We start from the raw sequence: 19,630 nt of genomic DNA on the forward strand, positions 1-19,630 counted from the left end.
CCTGCTCCGCGAAAACCCGCGCCATCATACCGACGCCCCTGGCGCCGACCTATTCCACTCCCTCGCGCGCCATGAAGGCCGCGGCGGCCGCCTGCTCGGCGGCGCGCTTCGAGGTTCCGGCCCCGGTCGCCGCCGGGAAACCATCGACCTCCACGGCCAGCTCGAAGGAGGGCGCGTGGTCAGGCCCGCTGCGCGCCACCAGACGGTAACGCGGCGTGGCCAGCCGCCGGGCCTGCGCCCATTCCTGCAAGGCCGTCTTGGCGTCGCGCAGATTGCGTCCCGCCTCGTGCATTTTAGGGCCGAAAGCGGCGCGCACCACGCCCTCGGCCGCGTCCGCCCCGCCGTCGAGGAACACCGCGCCGATGATCGCCTCGCAGATGTCGCCGAGGATCGCGCGCTTCTTGCGGCCGCCGGTCTGCGCTTCGCCCTCGCCGAGCCGGATATAGGGGCCGACGCCCCAGAGTTCAGCCACTTCCGCGCAGGTTTCCTTGCGCACCAGCGCCGCGAGACGGCGGGACAGTTCGCCTTCGCTATCTCCGGGGAAGCTCCCGTAGATCATATGGGCGACCGCGAGGCCGAGGACGCGGTCGCCGAGGAATTCGAGCCGTTCATAGGAATCCGGCCGCTGCGATGCGGCGCTGACATGGGTCAGCGCCCAGCGCAGGAGATCCTTGTCCTTGAAATCATGCCCGACGCGCGTCTCCAGCGCCGCCAGATCGGGCTTTCCCCGCGCCATGGCGCGCCCCCGCTCAGTGCGCGGGCTTGAACAGGCGGCTCCAGCGCACGGACCAGGGCCAGCGCCAGAAGGCAAGCGCCGATTCATCCTTCCTGACCGAGAAGAAGATGATCTCCGCGCGGCCGACCAGATTGATGAACGGCACGTAGCCGACACCGCCGAGCTCCGGCGCGATGCGCGAATCCGTGGAGTTGTCGCGGTTGTCGCCCATCATGAAGTAGTGGTCCGGCGGCACGACGAAGAGCTCGGTATTGTCGTTGATTCCGTGGTCGCCCTCGATCTCGATGATCGTGTGCTCGACGCCCGGATGCTGTCCGTCGCCGGGCAGCGTCTCCTTGTAGGTGGCGACCGGCGCCTCACGGCCCTCACGGTTCTCCGTGACGGCCTTTTCGATCGGCTCTCGCGGCACGACGACGCCATTGAGGTAGAGGCGGCCCTCGATCATCTGGATCCGGTCGCCCGGCAGGCCGATCACGCGCTTGATGTAGTCCGTCTCATTGTCGCGCGGGAGCTTGAACACGACCACGTCGCCGCGCTTGGGCGGCGAGGCGAGCAGGCGGCCGGAGAAGAGATTCGGTCCGAACGGCATCGAATAATTCGAATAGCCGTAGGAATATTTCGAAACAAAGACATAGTCGCCGATCAGCAGCGTCGGAATCATCGACCCCGAGGGGATGTTGAAAGGCTGAAACAGCAGGGTGCGGATGACGAGCGCGATCGCCAGGGCCTGGATGATGACCTTGATGGTCTCCAGAATCCCGCCTTCTTCCTGTTTCTGGGCCACCGGGACGTTCCTGCTCAAGCCGACTGCTCCTTGCCAATGCGGGCGACAGGCGCCGCGCCGGCCACTCGCTTAGCACGCCCTCGCCGGGTTGAGAACCTGCGGCGCCCCCTCCCGCCGTTTGATCCGGTTAGCGCCCGCCGGCGGCCGCCCGCCCCGCGTCCATGGCCTCGCGCATCGACCGGATCGCCTCGGCGAGCCCGACGAAGACGGCTTCGCCGATCAGGAAGTGGCCAATGTTCAGCTCGACGATCTCCGGCAGGGCGGAAATGCGGCGGGCCGTGTCATCGTCGAGGCCGTGGCCCGCATGGACCTCGAGCCCGCGCCCGGCGGCATAGGCGGCCGCCTCGGTCACGCGCGCGAATTCCCGCTCCGCCAGCGCCGACTCGCCCACTTCCACGGCATGGCACCAGGCGCCGGTGTGGAGCTCCACCACCGGGGCTCTGATGGAGACGGCGGCGTCGATCGCCTCCCGCGACGGCTCGATGAACAGCGACACCCGAATGCCCCCGCGCGCCAGCTGGTCGACATAGGGCGCGAGATATTCATGGCCGCCGACCACGTCGAGCCCGCCCTCGGTCGTGCGCTCGGTGCGTTTTTCCGGCACGAGGCAGACGGCGTGGGGGGCCGTGGCGAGCGCGATGTCGAGCATTTGCCCAGTGGCGGCCATTTCGAAATTCAAGGGCTTCGAAATCGACGCCTTGAGGCGCGCCATGTCGGCGTCGGTGATATGGCGGCGGTCCTCGCGCAGATGGGCCGTGATCCCGTCGGCCCCCGCCTCGATGGCGAGCAGGGCGGCGCGCACCGGATCAGGCCGCGGCCCGCCGCGCGCGTTGCGGATGGTGGCGACGTGATCGACATTGACGCCGAGGCGCAAGGGTTTGAATGTCATGGCGTCTTCATAGCGCGCTCATGGGCGCCTTGTCATGCGCGTCGCGCAAGTCAGCCCCACCTCAGGGGCCGGCAGCGCGACGCGGCGCTCGCCGTCAAGCCGGCTCCATGGCGGGGGCGCCCTGCAGGCCGCGGACATTCTTCAGCTCGACCCGGATATTGTTGTCGCTCGCGGCTTTCATGAAATCTTCGAGCGTTTCCATGATGTCGTGGTCGATGAAGTTCGCGCGCGTGCCGTCGATGACCACGAAACTGTCCTCCTCGATCTCCTGGAGAATATTGCGCAAGGGCGCCTTGTTGAGGAAGGACACATCCTTTTGCAGCCGCAGGAGGCAATTCTTGCCGTCGCGGGTGAGCGTGAAGGCCGAGTGGTAATTGGCGCGCAGCACGAAGAACAGGCCCACCGCCATGCCAATCGCCATGCCCTTGAGAAGGTCGGTCAGAAGAATGGCGGCGACGGTGACCGCGAAGGGCGCGAACTGCTCGAACCCTTTTTCAAACTGCTCGATCACGAGCTTCGGCTTCGCGAGCTTGTAGCCGGTGAGCAGAAGCACCGCCGCGAGGCAGGCGAGCGGGATCATGTTGAGGACCACGGACAGGAACATGACGCTGAGCAGCAGCAGCAGGCCGTGCACGATGCAGGCGACCTTGGTGTGCGCCCCGGCGTTGATATTGGCCGAGCTGCGCACGATCACCGCCGTGATGGGCAGGCCGCCGATCATGCCGCTGATGAAATTGCCGACGCCCTGCGCCTTGAGCTCCAGATCCGTGGGCGCGGTGCGCTTGAGCGGATCGAGCTTGTCCACCGCCTCGAGGCTCAACAACGTCTCCAGACTGCCGACGAGCGCGAGCGTCGCCGCCGTCACAAAGATATGGTAATCCGTCAGCAACCTGAAATCCGGGAAGCGGATTTCGCCCGCGAACTGGAGCGGTCCGGAGATCTGCGGAAGCGTGACCAGGTGTTGCGGCGCGATCGCGAAGAAGGGCGCGACGGCCTGCGCGGCCAGATTGAACAGAACGCCGAAAATCACCGCGACGAGCGGTCCCGGCACGAGCGACAGGAGTCTGTGCTCCCTGATCCGCGACGTATCCCACAACAGCAGGATCGCGAGAGAGACGGCCGCGACGATCATCGCGCCGGGCGAGATCGAATTCAGCGACGACCAGACGAAGGAAAAGGTCGCATTGTTGTCGTCTTCCAGAAAGGACAGATCGCTCTCGGCGTCCGCGTCATAGCCCACCGCATGCGGAAGCTGCTTCATGATCAGGATCAGGCCGATCGCGGCCAGCATCCCCTTGATGACGGCGGAGGGGAAATAGGCGCCGATCACGCCCGCGCGGGCGTAGCCCATGCCGAGCTGAATGAGGCCGGAGAGCGCGACGGCGAGCAGCATGCCCCCGAAACCGTGCTTCTCGGCCGACGCCGCGACGATCACGGTCAGACCCGCCGCCGGGCCGGAAACGCTGAGCTGCGAGCCGCTGACCACGGAAACGACAAGGCCGCCGACAATGCCGGCGATGACGCCGGAAAACGGCGGGGCGCCCGAGGCGACGGCGATGCCGAGGCACAGCGGCAGGGCCACCAGAAAGACCACGACGCCCGCGGGAATGTCATGGTCGAGGTAGCGCGTGTAATAATCGAGATGCTTGCGCAGCACGTCAGGCGTCTCCTGTTGACTGAGCTTCGGCCTGGCGCGCTGCCCGCCGAAGGCAGGCCGGCGGCGAAGAGCGCCAGAAAGATTCTAGACGTCCCAACGGTAGATCGGATCGATCTTGCTCTCCGGCCCCAGCGTGATGAGCTGCTTGAGAAGCCCGTCGTCGAGCGCATAGACCCAGCCATGCACCAGCGGACGCTGCTCCTCGCGCCAGGCGCTCTGCACCATGGACGTGTAGGCGAGATTGTTGACCTGCTCGATCACATTGAGTTCGACAAGGCGATTGGCCTTGTCGTCGATGTCGTTGATCGCATCGAGCTCCTCGCGGTGCAGGCGGTAGACGTCCTTCACATGCGTCAGCCATTTGTTGACCAGCGTGACATCCGACTGCTGATGCGACAGCGCGGCCCTCACGCCGCCGCAACTGTAATGGCCGCAGACGATGATGTGCCTCACCTTCAGAACTTCGACCGCATATTGCACGACGCTGAGACAGTTGAAGTCGGTGGCGATGACCTGATTGGCGATGTTGCGATGCGCGAAGATGAGGCCCGGCTCGGCGTTCACGATCACATCCGCCGGCACGCGGCTGTCGGCGCAGCCGATCCACAGGAATTCGGGCTGCTGGCCATGCGCGAGGCGCTCGAAATAATCCGGCTCCCGCTGCTTCTTCTCTTCGGCCCAGGCTTTGTTTTCGAGCAGAAGCTTCTCGTGTGACCGCATTCGACGCCCGCTGGCTGGTTGCGTTCTCGTGTCCGGAAGGTTTTCCCTTTCGCTGTCCCGCCCGAGGCGAAACATAGAGCTTAGTCTAGTCATGCGTGACAGCCTGCACAAGGCGTACAATGCGAAAGCGATGGAGCCACAGGGACTTTCTTTTTTGACGCCAGCGACGCGACTGTTTTGTGACGTGGCGTCGAGTGCGCCGGGAATACTGCCGTTCTTCACGCGCCGGCGCCGCAGAGTTCACGCCAGACCTGCGGGAGTGTGGCGATGATGTCGTCGGCGATCAGGCCGGGGCCAAAGAGCTCCGCGGCGCGCGCATGCATCCAGACGGCGCAGGACGCCGCGAGGAATCCGTCCATCCGCTGCGCGAGAAGGCCGGCGACAATCCCTGTCAGCACGTCGCCCGACCCCGCCGTCGCGAGCCAGGGACTCGCCCCGGACTGGATCGACGCGCGCCCGTCCGGCGCGGCGACGACAGTGTCCGGCCCCTTGTAGAGCAGCACGGCGCCGCTCACCCGCGCCGCGTCGCGCGCCTTGTCGAGCTTGGAGCGGTTGGCGTGATTGCCGTCGCATTCGGCGAAGAGACGCGCGAACTCGCCGGCGTGGGGGGTCATGACCACCGGGCCGGGCGCGCCGCGGGTCGCGCGCCACAGGCGGAACGGATCGTTTTCGAAACTCGTCAGCGCGTCGGCGTCGAGCACGGCGGCGCGGCGATAGGCCTGCGGCTTCAGCGCCGCCTCGACCTGCTGGCAACTCGCCTCGCTCACGCCGAGACCGGGGCCGATGGCGATGGCGTTCTTGCGCTCGTCGGCCAGAACATTGGCGAGCCCTCCGGGTCCGTCGGCGGGCCGCACCATCACCGAGGTGAGCGCGCTGGCGTTGACAGGCAGCGCGTCGGTGGGGCTCGCCAGCGTCACGAGACCGGCGCCCGCGCGCAGCGCCGCCGCCGCCGAGAGGCGGGCCGCCCCCGTGAAGGAGGCGCCCCCGGAAACCACCAGCGCATGGCCGCGCGTATATTTGTGGCCCTCGACCTTCGGCCTCGGCAATTGCGCCTGCCACAGCTCCGGCGTGTTGACGAAGGTCTTCACCCCCATCGATTCGAGCGTCGTCGAGCGAATGCCGATATGGGCGCAGGTCAGCTGTCCGCAACGCGTACGCCCCGGCAGGAGCAGGTGCCCCGTCTTCACCCGGAAGAAGGTGACGGTCTCGTCGGCCTCCACCGCCGCCCCGCGAATCGCGCCGGTGGTGCCGTCGACCCCGCTGGGAATGTCGACGCTGATGACGTTCTGCTTGGTTTCCCGGCGCCACTGATTGAGCCGGTTGACCAGCGCCTGGGCGGCGGGGTCGAGGTCGCGCGCCAGGCCGGTGCCGAACAGCGCGTCGATGACGAGATCGACGCCATGAAAGTCGCAGTCGCCGGCGGGGAGAAGCGTGCCCGTCCAGCTCGCCGCCGCGCGCGCGGCGTCGCCGCGCAACTGATCCGGCGGCACGAGGGAGGCGACGCGCACCTTGTAGCGCTGGGCGCGCAGCAGGCGCGCCGCGACATAGCCGTCCCCGCCGTTATTGCCGGGTCCGCAGAGCACCAGCACGCGCCGCCCGCTCGTGCGCTGAAGGATGCGACTGGCGACGCGGGCGATTGCGACCGCCGCGCTTTCCATCAGATCCATGCTGGGCACGCCGCTCTCGATCGTCATGCGATCGGCGCGGGCCATCTGTTCTGTTGTCAGAAGTTCGAGCGGATAGGGACTCATCGGCATGATCCGGGGATGGTGACCGATGCCGGCGCGCCGCGCAATGCCGCGGCGCCTGCTCCCTGACGCCGACGCTCAATTATTTGGCGCCACATTCCGCCGCACGCGCGTTTGGGCTATGTGTCGGTCAAATGCTGACGGCCATCCTTCTCGCCTATTCCTCGCCCGCCGCGCCGCTGCGTCGCGACGCCGTCGCGCGCAGCCTCGCCTCTCTCGTCGACTCCTGCGTGCAAGGTCTCGTCGCCGACGCCGTGCTCGCCGGAGCGCCGGGCGCCGGCCTCGACCGGATCGCCGACGAGGCGGGCTGCGCCCTCGTGGAGAGCGCGGCCGCCGCCGAGGGGCTCGCGCAGGCGCTCGCCATCGCGCGCCGCGACCATGTCTTCCTGCTCGCGGCCGGCGCGGCGGTCGAGCGCGGCTTTGTCGACGAGATCAACGACGCCTTCGCCTATGGCGCGCAGGACCGCGCGATGGTGCTGCGCCTTGCGCCGCATTCGCTGCTCACGCGAATGGCGCCCAATTTCTCTGAAGCGGTTGGCGTGATCGCGCCCAGGGCCGCCGTCCGCGCGGGCGGCGGCGCGGATCTCGCGCGCCTCTCAAAACGCCTGCGCTGCGCGGAGCTGACCTGCCGCGCCCGGCGGACCTTCTAGGGCCGGCGGCCCCCTCCCAGCCTGGCGGGAGGAGGGTCAGCCGCCCCCAGTGATCACCGATTGAACGTATTGCAATCGTCGATCCGGCCGCTCTTGAGGCCACGCAGCAGCCACTCGGTGCGCTGGGCCGAAGAGCCGTGGGTGAAGCTGTCCGGAACGACGCGGCCGCCCTGCGCCCGCTGGAGGCGGTCGTCGCCGATGGCCTGGGCCGAGGCCACCGCCCGCTCGATGTCGCCCTCCTCGAGGAAGCGCGACCTGGCGTTGCCATTGTTGGCCCAGACGCCGGCGAGGCAGTCGGCCATCAGCTCGACGCGCACGGACAGGGCGTTGGCCTCGGCGCGGCTGCCGGCGCGCGCCTGGGCGCGCTGCACCTTGGGCAGAACGCCCAGCAGGTTCTCGATGTGATGCCCCATTTCATGCGAGATGACATAGGCGTAGGCGAAATCCCCGCCGCCGCCGAAACGCTGCTTCATGTCGCGGAAGAAGGAGGTGTCGAGATAAATCTTCTGGTCGACGGGACAGTAGAAGGGCCCCATGGCCGACTGCGCCGCGCCGCAGCGCGAATTGGTGACGCCGTCGAACAGGACGAGACGCGGCGCGCGGAAAGCGACGCCCTTTTGCTCCGGCAAGACCTGTGACCAGACCTGCTCGTTGGAGCCGAGCACCTTGGAGACGAACTGTCCCATCTGGTCGGTGGGGCGGGTGGTGTCGCGCGGCCGCTCCTCCTGCTCGACCTGACGGCCGCCGCCCATGCGGCTCAGCATGTCGGCGCCGCCGATCAGCAGCGAGGGATTGATGCCAAGCGCCCAGCCGATGATGCCCAGAACGACGATCGTGCCAAGCCCTATGCCGCCCCCGCCGCCCCCGCTCGGGCCGCCGAACATCCCGCCGCCGGGCTCGCCACGGCGATCCTCGATATTGTCGGAGGTCTGCAGTTCTTCCCACTTCATCTCAACGGCTCCGGCGCCCGACTGTCCATCTTGGCTATTTAATCGACCCACGCCGCAAAGCATAGCGGCCGGGCGGCGTCGGAAACGCGGATTCACGGGTCGAGTTCAGGCGGCGGGCTCCCACTCGCGCGGCCATTCCTGTCGCAGCCGTCCGCCGATTCGCACCGGACAGACCATTCCCGCAAGGCCGTCGGCGCGGATTTCGACCGCCACGCCGCAGAGCGTCGCCTCGCCATTGGCCGGCTCGTAGCGGGCGCCGGGCGTCTTGCGGATGAAGCGGCGCAGCGGCTCCTCCTTGTCCATGCCGATCACGCTGTCATAGTCGCCGGTCATGCCGGCGTCGGTCAGATAGGCAGTGCCGCCCGGCAGGATTTGCGCATCCGCGGTCGGAACATGCGTATGCGTGCCGACGACCAGCGAGGCCCGGCCGTCGACGAAATGGCCCATGGCCATCTTCTCGCTGGAGGTCTCGGCGTGCATGTCCACGACAATGGCGTCGCAGCCGACGCCCAGCGGACAGGCGCCGAGCTCCCGCTCGATCGCGGCGAAGGGATCGTCGATCGCGTCCATGAAGACGCGGCCCATCGGATTGACCACGAGCACCTGCTGGCCGCGCGCGGCGGTGAAGAGATTCGCGCCGCGCCCCGGCGTCCCCGGCGGGTAGTTGATCGGGCGCAGCAGGCGCGGCTGGCGCTCGATGAACACCAGCGTCTCGCGCTGGTCGAAGGCGTGATTGCCGAGCGTGACGCAGTCCACCCCGGCCTGAATCATTTCCTCGCAGATGGCCTCGGTGATGCCGAAGCCCCCCGCTGCGTTCTCGCCATTGCAGACGATGAAATCGAGCGCCCATTTTTCGCGCAGGCGCGGGACGTGACGGGCAACCGCCGCGCGGCCGGAGCGCCCCAGCACGTCGCCGATGAACAGAAGGCGCAGGGGTTGCGCGGATGGCTTGGCGGTTGACATGGTCTTCCATAGCCCGGACGCCCCCAAGATCAAAATCTGTGGCGCCATGGACCGGAAATCGAGATTGCGTAAACGGCCCGCCTTTCATAGGTGAGGGCGACTGTTGTAACATCCTCGTGAAACGAGCCCCCGACCAGATGCCAGACGCCGCCGCCAGTCCCATCGCCCCGACGCTCAGCAACGCGCCGGCGCGGCCCTATGTCCTGTTCGAGGACGGGCGGGCGGCCGGGCGCCTTCAGCTTTTCGAGGCTCCCGAGGAGATCATCGTCGCCCGAGAGCCGGCCGAGGTGAAGGACGCTTTCGCCCGCATGGAGGCGGCGTCGAAGCAGGGGCTCTGGCTGGCGGGCTACGCGAGCTATGAGCTGGGCTATGCGCTGGAGCCGAAATTCTGGGCACAGCAGACGCCGCGCTCGCCGACGCCGCTGCTGCTCTTCGGCGCCTTCCGGGCGCCCCGCGCCTGGACCCTGCCCCCGGCCGAGGCGCCCGCGCCCCGAATCGCGTTGACGCCGGCCTGGACGGAGGCCGACTACGCCCAGCGTTTCCAGACCTGCCGGGACTATATTTTTGCCGGCGACGTCTACCAGATCAATCTGACCTTCCCCCTTTACGGGCGCCATGAGGGGGACCCGCTGGCGCTCTATCGCGGCCTGCGCAAGCGCCAGCCGGTCGCCTATGGCGGCGTCGTGGCGCTGGGCGAGGAGACGGTCGTCTCGCTATCCCCGGAGGTGTTTTTCGAGGCCCACGGCCGCGCCATCCGCGCCCGGCCCATGAAGGGCACGGCGCAGCGCGGCGCCCTGCCGACCGAGGACATGGCGCGGGCGCAATATCTCGTCGAAGACGAGAAATCGCGCGCCGAAAACCTGATGATCGTCGACCTGCTGCGCAATGACCTGTCGCGGCTGGCGGAGGTCGGCTCGGTGAAGGTGACGGATCTCTTCACGGTCCAGACCTATCCGACCCTGCATCAGATGACGTCCGGCATCGAGGCGCGGCTGCGCGCGGATGTGAGGCTCGCGGATCTCTTCACGGGCCTCTTCCCCTGCGGCTCGGTGACGGGGGCGCCCAAGATCCGGGCGATGGAGATCATCCGCGACCTCGAATGCGCGGCCCGGGGGGTCTATTGCGGCTCGCTCGGCTTGATCGCGCCCGACGGCGACATTTCCTTCAACGTCGCCATTCGAACGCTGACGCTTTTTCCCGATCACAAGCTTGTCTGCAATGTCGGCTCGGCCGTCGTCGCCGATTCGCGCGCTCGCGAAGAGTATGAGGAATGTCTGATCAAGGCCCGATTCCTGACCGGCGCGACGACTTCGGGCTGATCGAAACCCTGCTGTGGACGCCCGAGGGCGGCTTTCATCTGCTGGAGGAGCACCTCGCCCGCCTCGCCACTTCGAGCGCGGCGTTGGGGTTTCCTTGCGACGAGACCAAAGTGAGGGCGGCCCTTGCTTCCATGGTCCCGAACGCTCCCCACCCCTCCCCCGCGGCGCGGGAGAGGGAGGCCAGCCCGCGCCTCCGGGTGCGGCTCGTGCTTGCGCGCAGCGGAGCATTGGAAACCACCGCCACGCCCATCGACCCGGTTCCGCCCGAAACCGTGTGGCGCATCGTGGTCGCGCGCGCCCGCTTCTCCTCCGCCAGCCCGCTGCTGCGCCACAAGACGACGCGGCGCGCGCTCTATGAGGACGAACTTGCCCGCGCCATGGCGGAGACAGGCGCGGATGAGGTTCTCTTCCTCAACGAGCGAGACGAACTCTGCGAGAGCGCGCGCTGCAATCTGTTCGTCCCGCGGGGCGAAACGCTGCTGACCCCGCCGCTCGCCTGCGGCTTGTTGCCTGGAACCCTGCGCGCGAGTCTGATCGCGCAGGGCCGCGCGACAGAGTCGATCCTGCGTCTACCGGACCTGCCCGACGCGTTTTTCCTCGGAAATTCCGTGCGCGGCCTCGTTCGCGCCCGGCTGATGGCGTGATCAAGTCTGCCCCGGCTTCAAGCGGTAGAAGACATGGCGGCCGATCATGTCCATGCGGGTGAGCGCGCGCGCCCAGCGCGGCTTGACGTAGGTCGCGTGATAATGCGTCGAGCGGCCGACGTCGGTGATGTATGTGTGGCCGTCCATCACCTCATTGGCGATGCGCACCGCCGTGGACCATGACTCCTGTTCGGTGATCCGCAGCGACTTGCCCTCGCAGGCGAAGGAGAACTGGCACGCCTTGTAGTGATGCCGGTTCTGATACACAACGCCGCAGATCGAGGACGGATACAGGCCACTCTGCACGCGGTTGAGCACCACCTGCGCCACCGCGGCCTGCCCGGCTTCGGGCTCGCTGCGCGATTCGAAATAGACCGCCTCGGCGAGGCAGCGGCGCTCGCGATCCATGTTGTCGCGACTGACCAGCGACGCATAAGCCGGGCGTGCGTCCTGCCCGGCCGCGCCCAGCGCCAGCCGCGCCTGCGGGAGGGAGGAGACTTCGATCGGCAGGGCGTCCGGCTGCGCCGGCGTGGATGAGCTCAGCGCCACGGCGCGGGTGACGGCGGGGGTCGCGCCATGCAGCGCGCGCTCGGCGAGATCCTTCGACTTGCTGTCCCGCGCCGGCTCGCTGACCGGCGGCGTCGCCGTCGGGCCGATCTGCGACGATGGCGAGGCGGCGGCGGTGGACTTCTGCGTCTGGGTCGTGGTCAACGCCTCGGCGCGCGCGGCTTCCGCCTCATAGATGGCGTCGTCTCCCGGCATCGAGCCGCGCGGCGCCAGAGCGATGCTGGTGCGGGCCGCATGCTTGTTCTCGATGCGGAAGGTGAGGCGCGCCGGCTCGGCGAGGCCGAGCGAAGCGGGATTGATGATCTGCGTCTCGAAGCCTGGCCGCATGGCGATGACCGGGTCGCCCTTGTGGGTGCGATCGACCTCGGGAAAATATTTCGCGTCCGGCTTGAGATCGACGTGCGGCTCGTTCTCGTCGGGGATGGAGCGCAGATCTTCGGGCGCCCCGACCATGAGGCGGGCGCTCTGCACGAAGGCGCGGCTCTGGCCGGACAGGCCGAGCTCGCCGGTGGCGGCCTCGCCGAAAGTGGCGAGCTGAAAGGCCGTCGGCTCCGCGAGGGCGCGGGCGCGGGCGGTGAGCGGCGCGACGTTCCAATCGCCGACAGCGTCCTGCCCGGCGCTTGCGGTAAAGGACACGAGCATGCCGACGCCGAGCGCCCAGGGCGCCATCACGCCGAACGCCCAGGGGGCGCCAACATCTGTAACCCGACGCCCTTTGGAGTGACGACGCATAAGCTTGCCCGGATCCGACGCAGCGGCGCGCTGGGGGGCGTGACCGCTTTCCCACACGCCATGACTTTTCGTGATCGTGATTATCGGGTCGTTAGCCTTGCAGAACCGTTGCAGCGCAGCCCAGGCTACGCGTCCCAGAATGAGGCGCCCAAGGTTGTGCCTGGCCCCCTACTCCCCGATGAGATGCAGGGCGATTTCACGCCGGTGCGGGCGGCGGCGATGCTCGAAGAGGTAGACGCCTTGCCAGGTTCCCAGCGCCAGCGCGCCGCCGATGACGGGGATGGAAAGCTGCGTCTGGGTCAGCGCGGCGCGGATATGCGCCGGCATGTCGTCCGGTCCCTCCGCGTCATGGGCGTAACGCGCCCCCTCGGGCGCGAGGCGCGCGAAGACGGCCTCCAGATCGGTCAGCACGCTCGGATCGGCGTTCTCCTGGACCAGCAGCGACGCCGATGTGTGCCGGCAAAAAACCGTCAGCAAGCCCTCGCCGATCCGCGCGCCGCGGACGAAATCCGCCAGCGCCGCGGTAAAGTCATGGAACCCGCGTCCGCCGGTCTCCAGTCTGATGAGTCGCGTCGCCTGCCGCATGACGTGCAGATGTGCGCAAACGCACGGCGCTGTCCAGCCGGGCCTATAAAAAAGCCGCAGGGGCTGCAAAGCTCCGCCACCGACCGAAACGAGAATCAGAATGACAGCAAGCCTGATCGACGCTGTGACGCAGTGGGCCTCCTCCGACAGCGGAAAGTCGACGATCGCCGTCGCCATTGCCGCGGTCGCCTGGGGCGAGGCCGCCGCCGTCGTCGGCGCCGCCTATTTCAAGGGAATGATCCCGCTGCGCGCCGCGGCGATCAGCAGCAATGTGCTGGGCCTCATCTATGGTTTCGCCATCGGCAGCCTTCCGATCGTCACCAAACACGCCATCAACCTGCCGCTGAACGCCGTGCGGCTGCGCGAAATGCGCCGGCTGATCTCAAGCGTCCGGGACGCCAGCGCGAACGACCTGAATTTCGAATGGCTGAAGCCCTTCATGCACCCGGCGAATTTCCGCGAGACCGATCTCGTCTTCGAAAAGGGCGCCGAGGCCGATCAGGCCTATCTGGTCATCGACGGCAAGGTGGAGATCGTCGAGCGCGGCGTCGTTCTCGGAGCCGGGGCGATCTTCGGGGAGATGGCGCTCTTCACCAAAAGCTGCAAACGCACCGCCAGCGCCCGCTGCCTCACCGACGTGCGGCTCCTCGCCATCACCTATGAGCAGTTCGAACAGCTCTATTTCCAGAATCCGAAATTCGGACTCTATCTCGTTCGGCTGATCGTTCGCCGCTTCGAGGCGAACCATCTCGGGGAGGAGCTGGAGAGTTCGTGACGGAGGGCCTCGAAAGGACCGGCGGCGGCCGCGTCTGCTCCGGCAATCGCGTCAGTGCTTGTCCTGCGGCGGCAGGTTCAGGTGCTGTTCAATGCGACGGATGCGTTCGTCGTGCTGTTGCTGCGTCGCGCGGACCTTGCCTTCCAGCTCGCTGAAAAGCACGCCGTGTCCAATGGCGGAAGAGTGATACTCGATCACCGAGCGGCGGAGGCCGGCGATCTGATCGCCGAGACGCTTCTCGACGGTCATCAAATCAGAAGCCACATCGGCGCGCAGGGAGCGCACCTCGGAACGGACATCCGCGATCTCCGGGCGAAGGCTGGCGCCCATGCCGTCAACCTTCTTGTCCAGTTCGCCGATTTTTCTGTCGAGTTGCCTCAAGGCGTGAAGAATAAAATTTTCAGTCTCTTCGACCATTGATCGCCTCACCAGGGGCGCCGGCGCAACGCTGCCGGGCACATCCTTGAAATACAATAAATTGGCGCAGCCTTCGGCGTCAACGCGGCCCGCCCCCTCAAAAACAAGGGGGCGCTCACGCCGTCCCTTCCGCCTTTCGCCCGAGCGCAGCCTGCGCGGCGGACAGCCGCGCGATCGGGACGCGGAACGGCGAACAGGACACATAGTCCATCCCGATCTTCTCGAAGAAGGCCACGGAGGCCGGATCGCCGCCATGCTCGCCGCAGACGCCGAGCGCTATGTCGGGACGCGCCGCGCGGGCGCGCTGGCACCCCAGCGCGACGAGTTCGCCGACGCCTTCCTGATCGATCGACACGAAGGGGTCCTGCGGCAGAACGCCCTTCTCGACATAGACGCCGAGGAAGGAGGCGGAATCGTCGCGCGAAATGCCGAGCGTGGTCTGGGTGAGATCGTTGGTGCCGAAGGAGAAGAAATCGGCCGAGGGCGCGATCTCGTCCGCGCGCAGCGCCGCGCGGGGCAGTTCGATCATCGTGCCGATGTGGTAGCCGGGCCGGATGCCTGTTTCATTCTCGACGAGCGTCGCCATGGCGTCGACGCGCGCCTTGACGAAATCCAGCTCGGCGCGGGCGAACACCAGCGGCGCCATGATCTCGATTTTCGCGGGCGCGCCGGTCGACAGGCTCGCCTCGATCGCGGCCTCGAAAATCGCGCGCGCCTGCATGTCCAGGATTTCGGGGAAGACCACCGCGAGGCGCACGCCGCGGAAGCCCAGCATCGGATTGAATTCCGAGAGTTGCAGCGCGCGGCGGCGCAGCTTCACCGGATCGGCGCCCATGGCCCGCGCCACCGCCGCGAGCTCGGACTCCGTATGCGGCAGGAATTCGTGCAGCGGCGGGTCGAGCAGGCGGATCGTCACCGGCAGGTCCGCCATGATCTCGAAGAGATGCTTGAAGTCCTCGCGCTGCATCGGCAGCAGCTTGGCGAGCGCGGCGCGGCGGCCCTCGGCGTCGTCGGCGAGGATCATCTCGCGCACGGCGACGATGCGTTCGCCCTCGAAGAACATGTGCTCGGTGCGCGCCAATCCGATGCCCTCGGCGCCGAAACGGCGCGCGGCGCGGGCGTCGGAGGGCGTCTCGGCGTTGGCGCGGATCTTCAGGCGGCGGACGTCGTCGGCCCAGCCCATCAGCACGGCGAATTCGCCGGTGAGTTCGGGCCGCTGCATCTTCACTTCGCCGGCGATCACATGCCCGGCGGAGCCGTCGATGGTGATCCGGTCGCCCTTGACGAAACGCCGGCCCGCGACCGTGAAGCACTGCTCGTCGTAATCGATGCGCATGGCGCCGGCGCCGGTGACGCAGGGCTTGCCCATGCCGCGCGCGACGACGGCGGCGTGCGAGGTCATGCCGCCGCGCGCCGTCAGAATCCCTTCCGCGGCGTGCATGCCGTGAATGTCCTCCGGACTGGTCTCCATGCGCACGAGAATGACCTTGCGGCCCGAGACCGCGAGCGCCTCCGCCTCTTCGGGATTGAAGACGATTTCACCGAAGGCCGCGCCCGGCGAGGCCGGCAGGCCCGTGACGAGAATGTCGCGACGCGCCGAAGGGTCGATGGTGGGGTGCAGCAATTGATCGAGCGAGGTCGGCTCGACGCGCAGAATCGCGTCCTCGCGCGTGATGAGCCCCTCATTCGCCATGTCCACCGCGAGTTTCAGAGCCGCCCGCGCCGTGCGCTTGCCGGCGCGCGTCTGCAACATCCACAATTTCCCGCGCTCGATGGTGAACTCCATGTCCTGCATGTCGCAGTAATGGCGTTCGAGCTTGTCGGCGACCTGCACGAATTCGGCGAAGGCCTTCGGCATGGCGGCTTCAAGCGAAATCTTCTCGCCCGGCGAGGCGCGGCTGGCGATTTCGGTCAGGGGCTGCGGCGTGCGCAGGCCGGCGACCACGTCCTCGCCCTGCGCGTTCATGAGATATTCGCCGTAAAGCTCCTTCACGCCCGTCGAGGGGTTGCGCGTGAAGGCGACGCCGGTGGCGGAATTGGCGTCCATGTTGCCGAAGACCATCGCCTGGACATTGACCGCCGTCCCCCAGCTCTCGGGGATATTGTGCAGATGGCGATAGACGATGGCGCGATGATTCATCCACGACGAGAACACCGCCCGGATGGCGCCCCAGAGCTGCTCGCGCGGGTCCTGCGGAAAGCTGACGCCGGCGTTGGCTTCGACGATCGCCTTGAACTGCGTCGTCGCCGCATGCCAGTCCTCCGCGGAAAGCTGCGTGTCGAGCGTGTAGCCCTTCGACTCCTTCAGCTCTTCAAGCGCCTCCTCGAAGAGATGATGCTCGACGCCGAGCACCACGGAGGAGAACATTTCAATGAAGCGGCGATAGCAGTCCCAGGCGAAGCGGGCGTCGCCGGAATAGCTCGCGAGCGCTTCGACCGTGCGGTCGTTGAGGCCCAGATTGAGCACCGTGTCCATCATGCCCGGCATGGAGGCGCGGCCGCCGGAGCGCACCGAGACGAGCAGCGGCCATTTGGCGTCGTTGAAGGCGTGGCCCGCGACGCGGCCGATCTCGGCCATCGCCTCGTCGACCTGCGCTTCGAGGCCCGCCGGGAAGGTGTGGCCATTGGCGTAGAACCAGGCGCATACCTCGGTCGTGATGGTGAAGCCGGGAGGCACGGGAAGGCCCAGCGCGGCCATTTCGGCGAGATTGGCGCCCTTGCCGCCAAGAAGCTCTCGCATGGCGGCCGATCCCTCGGAGCGGCCGGCGCTGAATCGATAGACCCACTTCGTCATTGCATTTGTCTTCCCGCCACGCCGGATGAGCCCTCTCCGGCCGAACCCGGTTCGGGTTCGCGGGCGCACAATAGCAGATAGGCGCGACAATTGTGGCGGCGAGGGTTCTTTTTTGAGGGGGGCGATACCGGGGCGCGGCTATCTGCGCCGCTGGAGGACGGCCTCCATGCGGCCCACTCCCTGCGGAGCGGCGCGGGACGGCGTCCTCACGCCAAGCGCGTGATCCGTCACCCGGGAGATCAGGAGAGACTTGCACCAGCAGGCGGCGAGCAGCAGGAAGGTCGAGCCGAGCATGGTGCCGGACCAGAGACCGGCGGCGCTGAGGCGCGCCTGGTTGCCCGATATGGCCAGCAGGGCCGCAACGACGCCCGCCCCGCCGACGAAGCCGAGAAAGCCGTTGGTCCGGTAGCCGAAGCCCTTGTCCCCCAGCATCAGATGGACAAAATAGCCGAACGCGCCGGCATAGATCGACGCCGCCATGCCGAGCAGCGTCACGGTGTCCTCGGTGATGTTTCTCACCCCCGCGATCGCCGCCAGCTTGTAGATCATCGCAGAGCGGCCGCCGGTCAGACGCCCGCTGATCGCCCGGAAGAGCATGAGCGGCAGAAGGGTGGCAATGGCGCTGATGAGACGGTCGATCATGGCAAAGTCCCTTTGGCGTCAATAAAATGTTCAATAATATCGCGCCCGGCGGGGCGCGCCCGCCGCCTCGGCTCGTATGCATTCAGGCATAAGCGTGGCTGGTAAAATTTTCGTGGAATTCAGGCAAAGCGAAGTGGTTGGCGATGACGGCCCTGTCCGTGCGGGCGTGGCGGGGGGCCGCTCGGCTTGACAGGGACAAGGCCATTGCGCTTCTTGGCGCGCAGCCGCCGGCCCCCCGGCATTCCTGACGATTTTGAAAAAACCGAAAGCGGCCCATGCATCGCTACCGTTCGCACACTTGTGGAGAGCCCAACGAGGGGCTCGCGGGCCAGAAGATCCGCCTTTCCGGCTGGTGCCACCGCATCCGCGACCATGGCGGCGTGCTGTTCATCGATCTGCGCGACCATTACGGCCTCACCCAATGCGTGGTCGACCCCGATTCGCCCGCCTTCGCCCAGGCCGAGAAGCTGCGCTCGGAATGGGTGGTGCGGCTCGACGGCGAGGTGCGCAAGCGCCCGGCCGGAACCGAGAACCCCGACATGCCGACCGGCCAGGTGGAAATCTATGTGGCGGAGATCGAGGTGCTCGGCCCCGCCGGCGAGCTGCCGCTCCCCGTCTTCGGCGACCAGAACTACCCCGAGGATACGCGCCTCAAATACCGCTTCCTGGATCTGCGCCGGGAAAAGCTCCACGACAACATCATGCTGCGCGGCCGGATCATCGACTCGATCCGCTCGCGCATGAAACAGGGCGGCTTCTTCGAGTTCCAGACGCCGATCCTCACCGCCTCCAGCCCCGAGGGCGCGCGCGACTTTCTGGTGCCGTCGCGTCTGCATCCCGGCAAGTTCTATGCGTTGCCGCAGGCGCCGCAGCAGTTCAAGCAATTGCTCATGGTCGCGGGCTTCGACCGCTATTTCCAGATCGCGCCCTGCTTCCGCGACGAGGACGCCCGCGCCGACCGCTCGCCCGGCGAGTTCTACCAGCTCGACGTGGAGATGAGCTTCGTCACGCAGGAAGACGTGTTCGAGTCGATGGAGCCCGTGCTGCGCGGCGTCTTCGAGGAATTCGCCAACGGCAAGCCCGTCACGCAGAAGTTCCCGCGCATCCCGTTCCGCGACGCCATGCTGAAATATGGCTCCGACAAGCCTGATCTGCGCAACCCGCTGATCATTGTCGACGTGTCGTCGGAGTTCGAGGGCGAGAGCGTCAGCTTCAAGGCGTTCAAGGGCAAGACCGTGCGCGCCATCCCCGCGCCGGGCGCGGCCGCGCAGCCGCGCAGCTTCTTCGACAAGCTCAATGACTGGGCGCGTTCGGAAGGCGCGCCGGGGTTGGGCTACATCATCTTCGAGGACGAAGGCGGCGCGCTCGTCGGCAAGGGGCCGATCGCCAAATTCATCCCCGCCGACGTGCAGGCGGCCATCGCCGCGAAAGCGGGCGTGAAGGCCGGCGACGCCGTGTTCTTCTCGGCCGGCGCGGAAGCCGCCGCCGCGAAGCTCGCCGGCATGGCGCGCATCCGCGTCGGCACGGAGCTGGGTCTGTCGAAGACGGACGTCTTCGAATTCTGCTGGATCGTCGATTTCCCGATGTACGAGTGGAACGACGAGGACAAGAAGATCGACTTCTCGCACAATCCCTTCTCGATGCCGCAGGGCGGCATGGAGGCGCTGGAGACGAAGGACCCGCTCGACATTCTCGCCTATCAATACGACATCGTCTGCAACGGCGTGGAGCTGTCGTCCGGCGCGATCCGCAACCATCGCCCCGAGATCATGAAGAAGGCCTTCGAGATCGCGGGCTATGGCGAGGATGTGCTGATCGAGAAATTCGGCGGCATGTATCGCGCCTTCCAGTATGGCGCGCCGCCGCACGGCGGCATTGCTCCGGGCGTCGACCGCATCGTCATGCTGCTCGCCGAGGAAGAGAATCTGCGCGAAGTGACGCTGTTCCCGATGAACCAGCGCGCCGAGGATCTGCTGATGGGCGCGCCGTCAGAGGCGACCATGAAGCAGCTTCGCGAGCTGCATATCAGGCTGAACCTGCCGGAGAAGAGCGCTTAAG

General features: G+C 67.1%; 18 protein-coding genes. 5 read left to right on the forward strand and 13 right to left on the reverse strand.

All coding sequences use genetic code 11. The annotated features are described in order from the left end of the window. Nucleotides 1-49: 49 nt before the first annotated feature. The 6 genes from rnc to ACR652_RS07170 form a co-directional block, all read right to left on the reverse strand. A complete protein-coding gene (gene rnc, locus ACR652_RS07145) occupies nt 50-736 on the reverse strand; it encodes a ribonuclease III (RefSeq protein WP_434505829.1) in 687 nt (228 codons plus the stop codon). 13 nt (nt 737-749) lie between these two features. Continuing rightward, complete coding sequence (gene lepB, locus ACR652_RS07150; protein ID WP_434505937.1) at nt 750-1,520, reverse strand: signal peptidase I; 771 nt, start codon at nt 1,518-1,520, stop codon at nt 750-752. A gap of 127 nt (nt 1,521-1,647) precedes the next feature. Continuing rightward, a complete protein-coding gene (locus ACR652_RS07155) occupies nt 1,648-2,409 on the reverse strand; it encodes a pyridoxine 5'-phosphate synthase (protein ID WP_434505830.1) in 762 nt (253 codons plus the stop codon). Between the two features lie 94 nt (nt 2,410-2,503). Beyond that, the gene (locus ACR652_RS07160; protein WP_434505831.1) at nt 2,504-4,066 is read right to left on the reverse strand and encodes a SulP family inorganic anion transporter; all 1,563 of its coding nucleotides are present in this window, start codon (nt 4,064-4,066) and stop codon (nt 2,504-2,506) included. A gap of 84 nt (nt 4,067-4,150) precedes the next feature. Next, nucleotides 4,151-4,786: a carbonic anhydrase gene (locus ACR652_RS07165; protein WP_434505832.1), complete on the reverse strand. Its 636-nt coding sequence runs from the start codon at nt 4,784-4,786 to the stop codon at nt 4,151-4,153. Nucleotides 4,787-5,004: 218 nt separating this feature from the next. Then, nucleotides 5,005-6,543: an NAD(P)H-hydrate dehydratase gene (locus ACR652_RS07170; RefSeq protein WP_434505833.1), complete on the reverse strand. Its 1,539-nt coding sequence runs from the start codon at nt 6,541-6,543 to the stop codon at nt 5,005-5,007. A gap of 125 nt (nt 6,544-6,668) precedes the next feature. On the opposite strand from ACR652_RS07170, the gene ACR652_RS07175 reads away from it, so the two are divergent. Next, nucleotides 6,669-7,184 (forward strand): transposase, encoded by a 516-nt coding sequence (locus tag ACR652_RS07175; RefSeq protein WP_434505834.1) that lies wholly within the window; start codon nt 6,669-6,671, stop codon nt 7,182-7,184. A 53-nt stretch (nt 7,185-7,237) separates the two neighbouring features. Here the strand turns inward: ACR652_RS07175 and ypfJ are convergent, their stop codons facing one another. Together ypfJ and ACR652_RS07185 are read right to left on the reverse strand one after the other, a co-directional pair. Then, the gene (ypfJ, locus tag ACR652_RS07180) at nt 7,238-8,134 is read right to left on the reverse strand and encodes a KPN_02809 family neutral zinc metallopeptidase (RefSeq protein WP_434505835.1); all 897 of its coding nucleotides are present in this window, start codon (nt 8,132-8,134) and stop codon (nt 7,238-7,240) included. A gap of 105 nt (nt 8,135-8,239) precedes the next feature. Further along, complete coding sequence (locus ACR652_RS07185) at nt 8,240-9,067, reverse strand: TIGR00282 family metallophosphoesterase (protein ID WP_434505938.1); 828 nt, start codon at nt 9,065-9,067, stop codon at nt 8,240-8,242. Between the two features lie 167 nt (nt 9,068-9,234). On the opposite strand from ACR652_RS07185, the gene ACR652_RS07190 reads away from it, so the two are divergent. Together ACR652_RS07190 and ACR652_RS07195 are read left to right on the forward strand one after the other, a co-directional pair. Beyond that, nucleotides 9,235-10,416, forward strand: coding sequence for an aminodeoxychorismate synthase component I (locus tag ACR652_RS07190; protein WP_434505836.1), 1,182 nt, complete (start codon nt 9,235-9,237; stop codon nt 10,414-10,416). Beyond that, nucleotides 10,368-11,060 (forward strand): aminotransferase class IV family protein, encoded by a 693-nt coding sequence (locus tag ACR652_RS07195; protein WP_434505837.1) that lies wholly within the window; start codon nt 10,368-10,370, stop codon nt 11,058-11,060. Before ACR652_RS07190 ends, ACR652_RS07195 begins: the two co-directional genes overlap by 49 nt. Here the strand turns inward: ACR652_RS07195 and ACR652_RS07200 are convergent, their stop codons facing one another. After that, nucleotides 11,061-12,359 (reverse strand): cell wall hydrolase, encoded by a 1,299-nt coding sequence (locus ACR652_RS07200; RefSeq protein WP_434505838.1) that lies wholly within the window; start codon nt 12,357-12,359, stop codon nt 11,061-11,063. 168 nt (nt 12,360-12,527) lie between these two features. After that, complete coding sequence (locus tag ACR652_RS07205; RefSeq protein ID WP_434505839.1) at nt 12,528-12,944, reverse strand: secondary thiamine-phosphate synthase enzyme YjbQ; 417 nt, start codon at nt 12,942-12,944, stop codon at nt 12,528-12,530. Between the two features lie 100 nt (nt 12,945-13,044). Here ACR652_RS07205 and ACR652_RS07210 point away from each other — a divergent pair, with 100 nt between their 5' ends. Continuing rightward, nucleotides 13,045-13,719 (forward strand): Crp/Fnr family transcriptional regulator, encoded by a 675-nt coding sequence (locus ACR652_RS07210; protein ID WP_434505840.1) that lies wholly within the window; start codon nt 13,045-13,047, stop codon nt 13,717-13,719. Nucleotides 13,720-13,770: 51 nt separating this feature from the next. Here ACR652_RS07210 and ACR652_RS07215 read toward each other — a convergent pair whose 3' ends face one another. The 3 genes from ACR652_RS07215 to ACR652_RS07225 all read right to left on the reverse strand — a co-directional run bounded on the left by ACR652_RS07215 (nt 13,771) and on the right by ACR652_RS07225 (nt 17,572). Next, nucleotides 13,771-14,136, reverse strand: coding sequence for a hypothetical protein (locus tag ACR652_RS07215; protein ID WP_434505841.1), 366 nt, complete (start codon nt 14,134-14,136; stop codon nt 13,771-13,773). 115 nt (nt 14,137-14,251) lie between these two features. Then, nucleotides 14,252-16,930 (reverse strand): pyruvate, phosphate dikinase, encoded by a 2,679-nt coding sequence (gene ppdK / locus ACR652_RS07220; protein ID WP_434505842.1) that lies wholly within the window; start codon nt 16,928-16,930, stop codon nt 14,252-14,254. Between the two features lie 138 nt (nt 16,931-17,068). Next, a complete protein-coding gene (locus ACR652_RS07225; protein ID WP_434505843.1) occupies nt 17,069-17,572 on the reverse strand; it encodes a hypothetical protein in 504 nt (167 codons plus the stop codon). 275 nt (nt 17,573-17,847) lie between these two features. Between ACR652_RS07225 and aspS the strand changes: the two genes are divergently transcribed. Beyond that, nucleotides 17,848-19,629, forward strand: a complete 1,782-nt coding sequence (gene aspS / locus ACR652_RS07230) for an aspartate--tRNA ligase (RefSeq protein WP_434505844.1) — start codon at nt 17,848-17,850, stop codon at nt 19,627-19,629. The last annotated feature ends 1 nt before the right edge of the window (nt 19,630 follow it).

The sequence above is a fragment of the Methylocystis sp. genome (assembly GCF_051061225.1).
Classification (GTDB): Bacteria; Pseudomonadota; Alphaproteobacteria; order Rhizobiales; family Beijerinckiaceae; genus Methylocystis.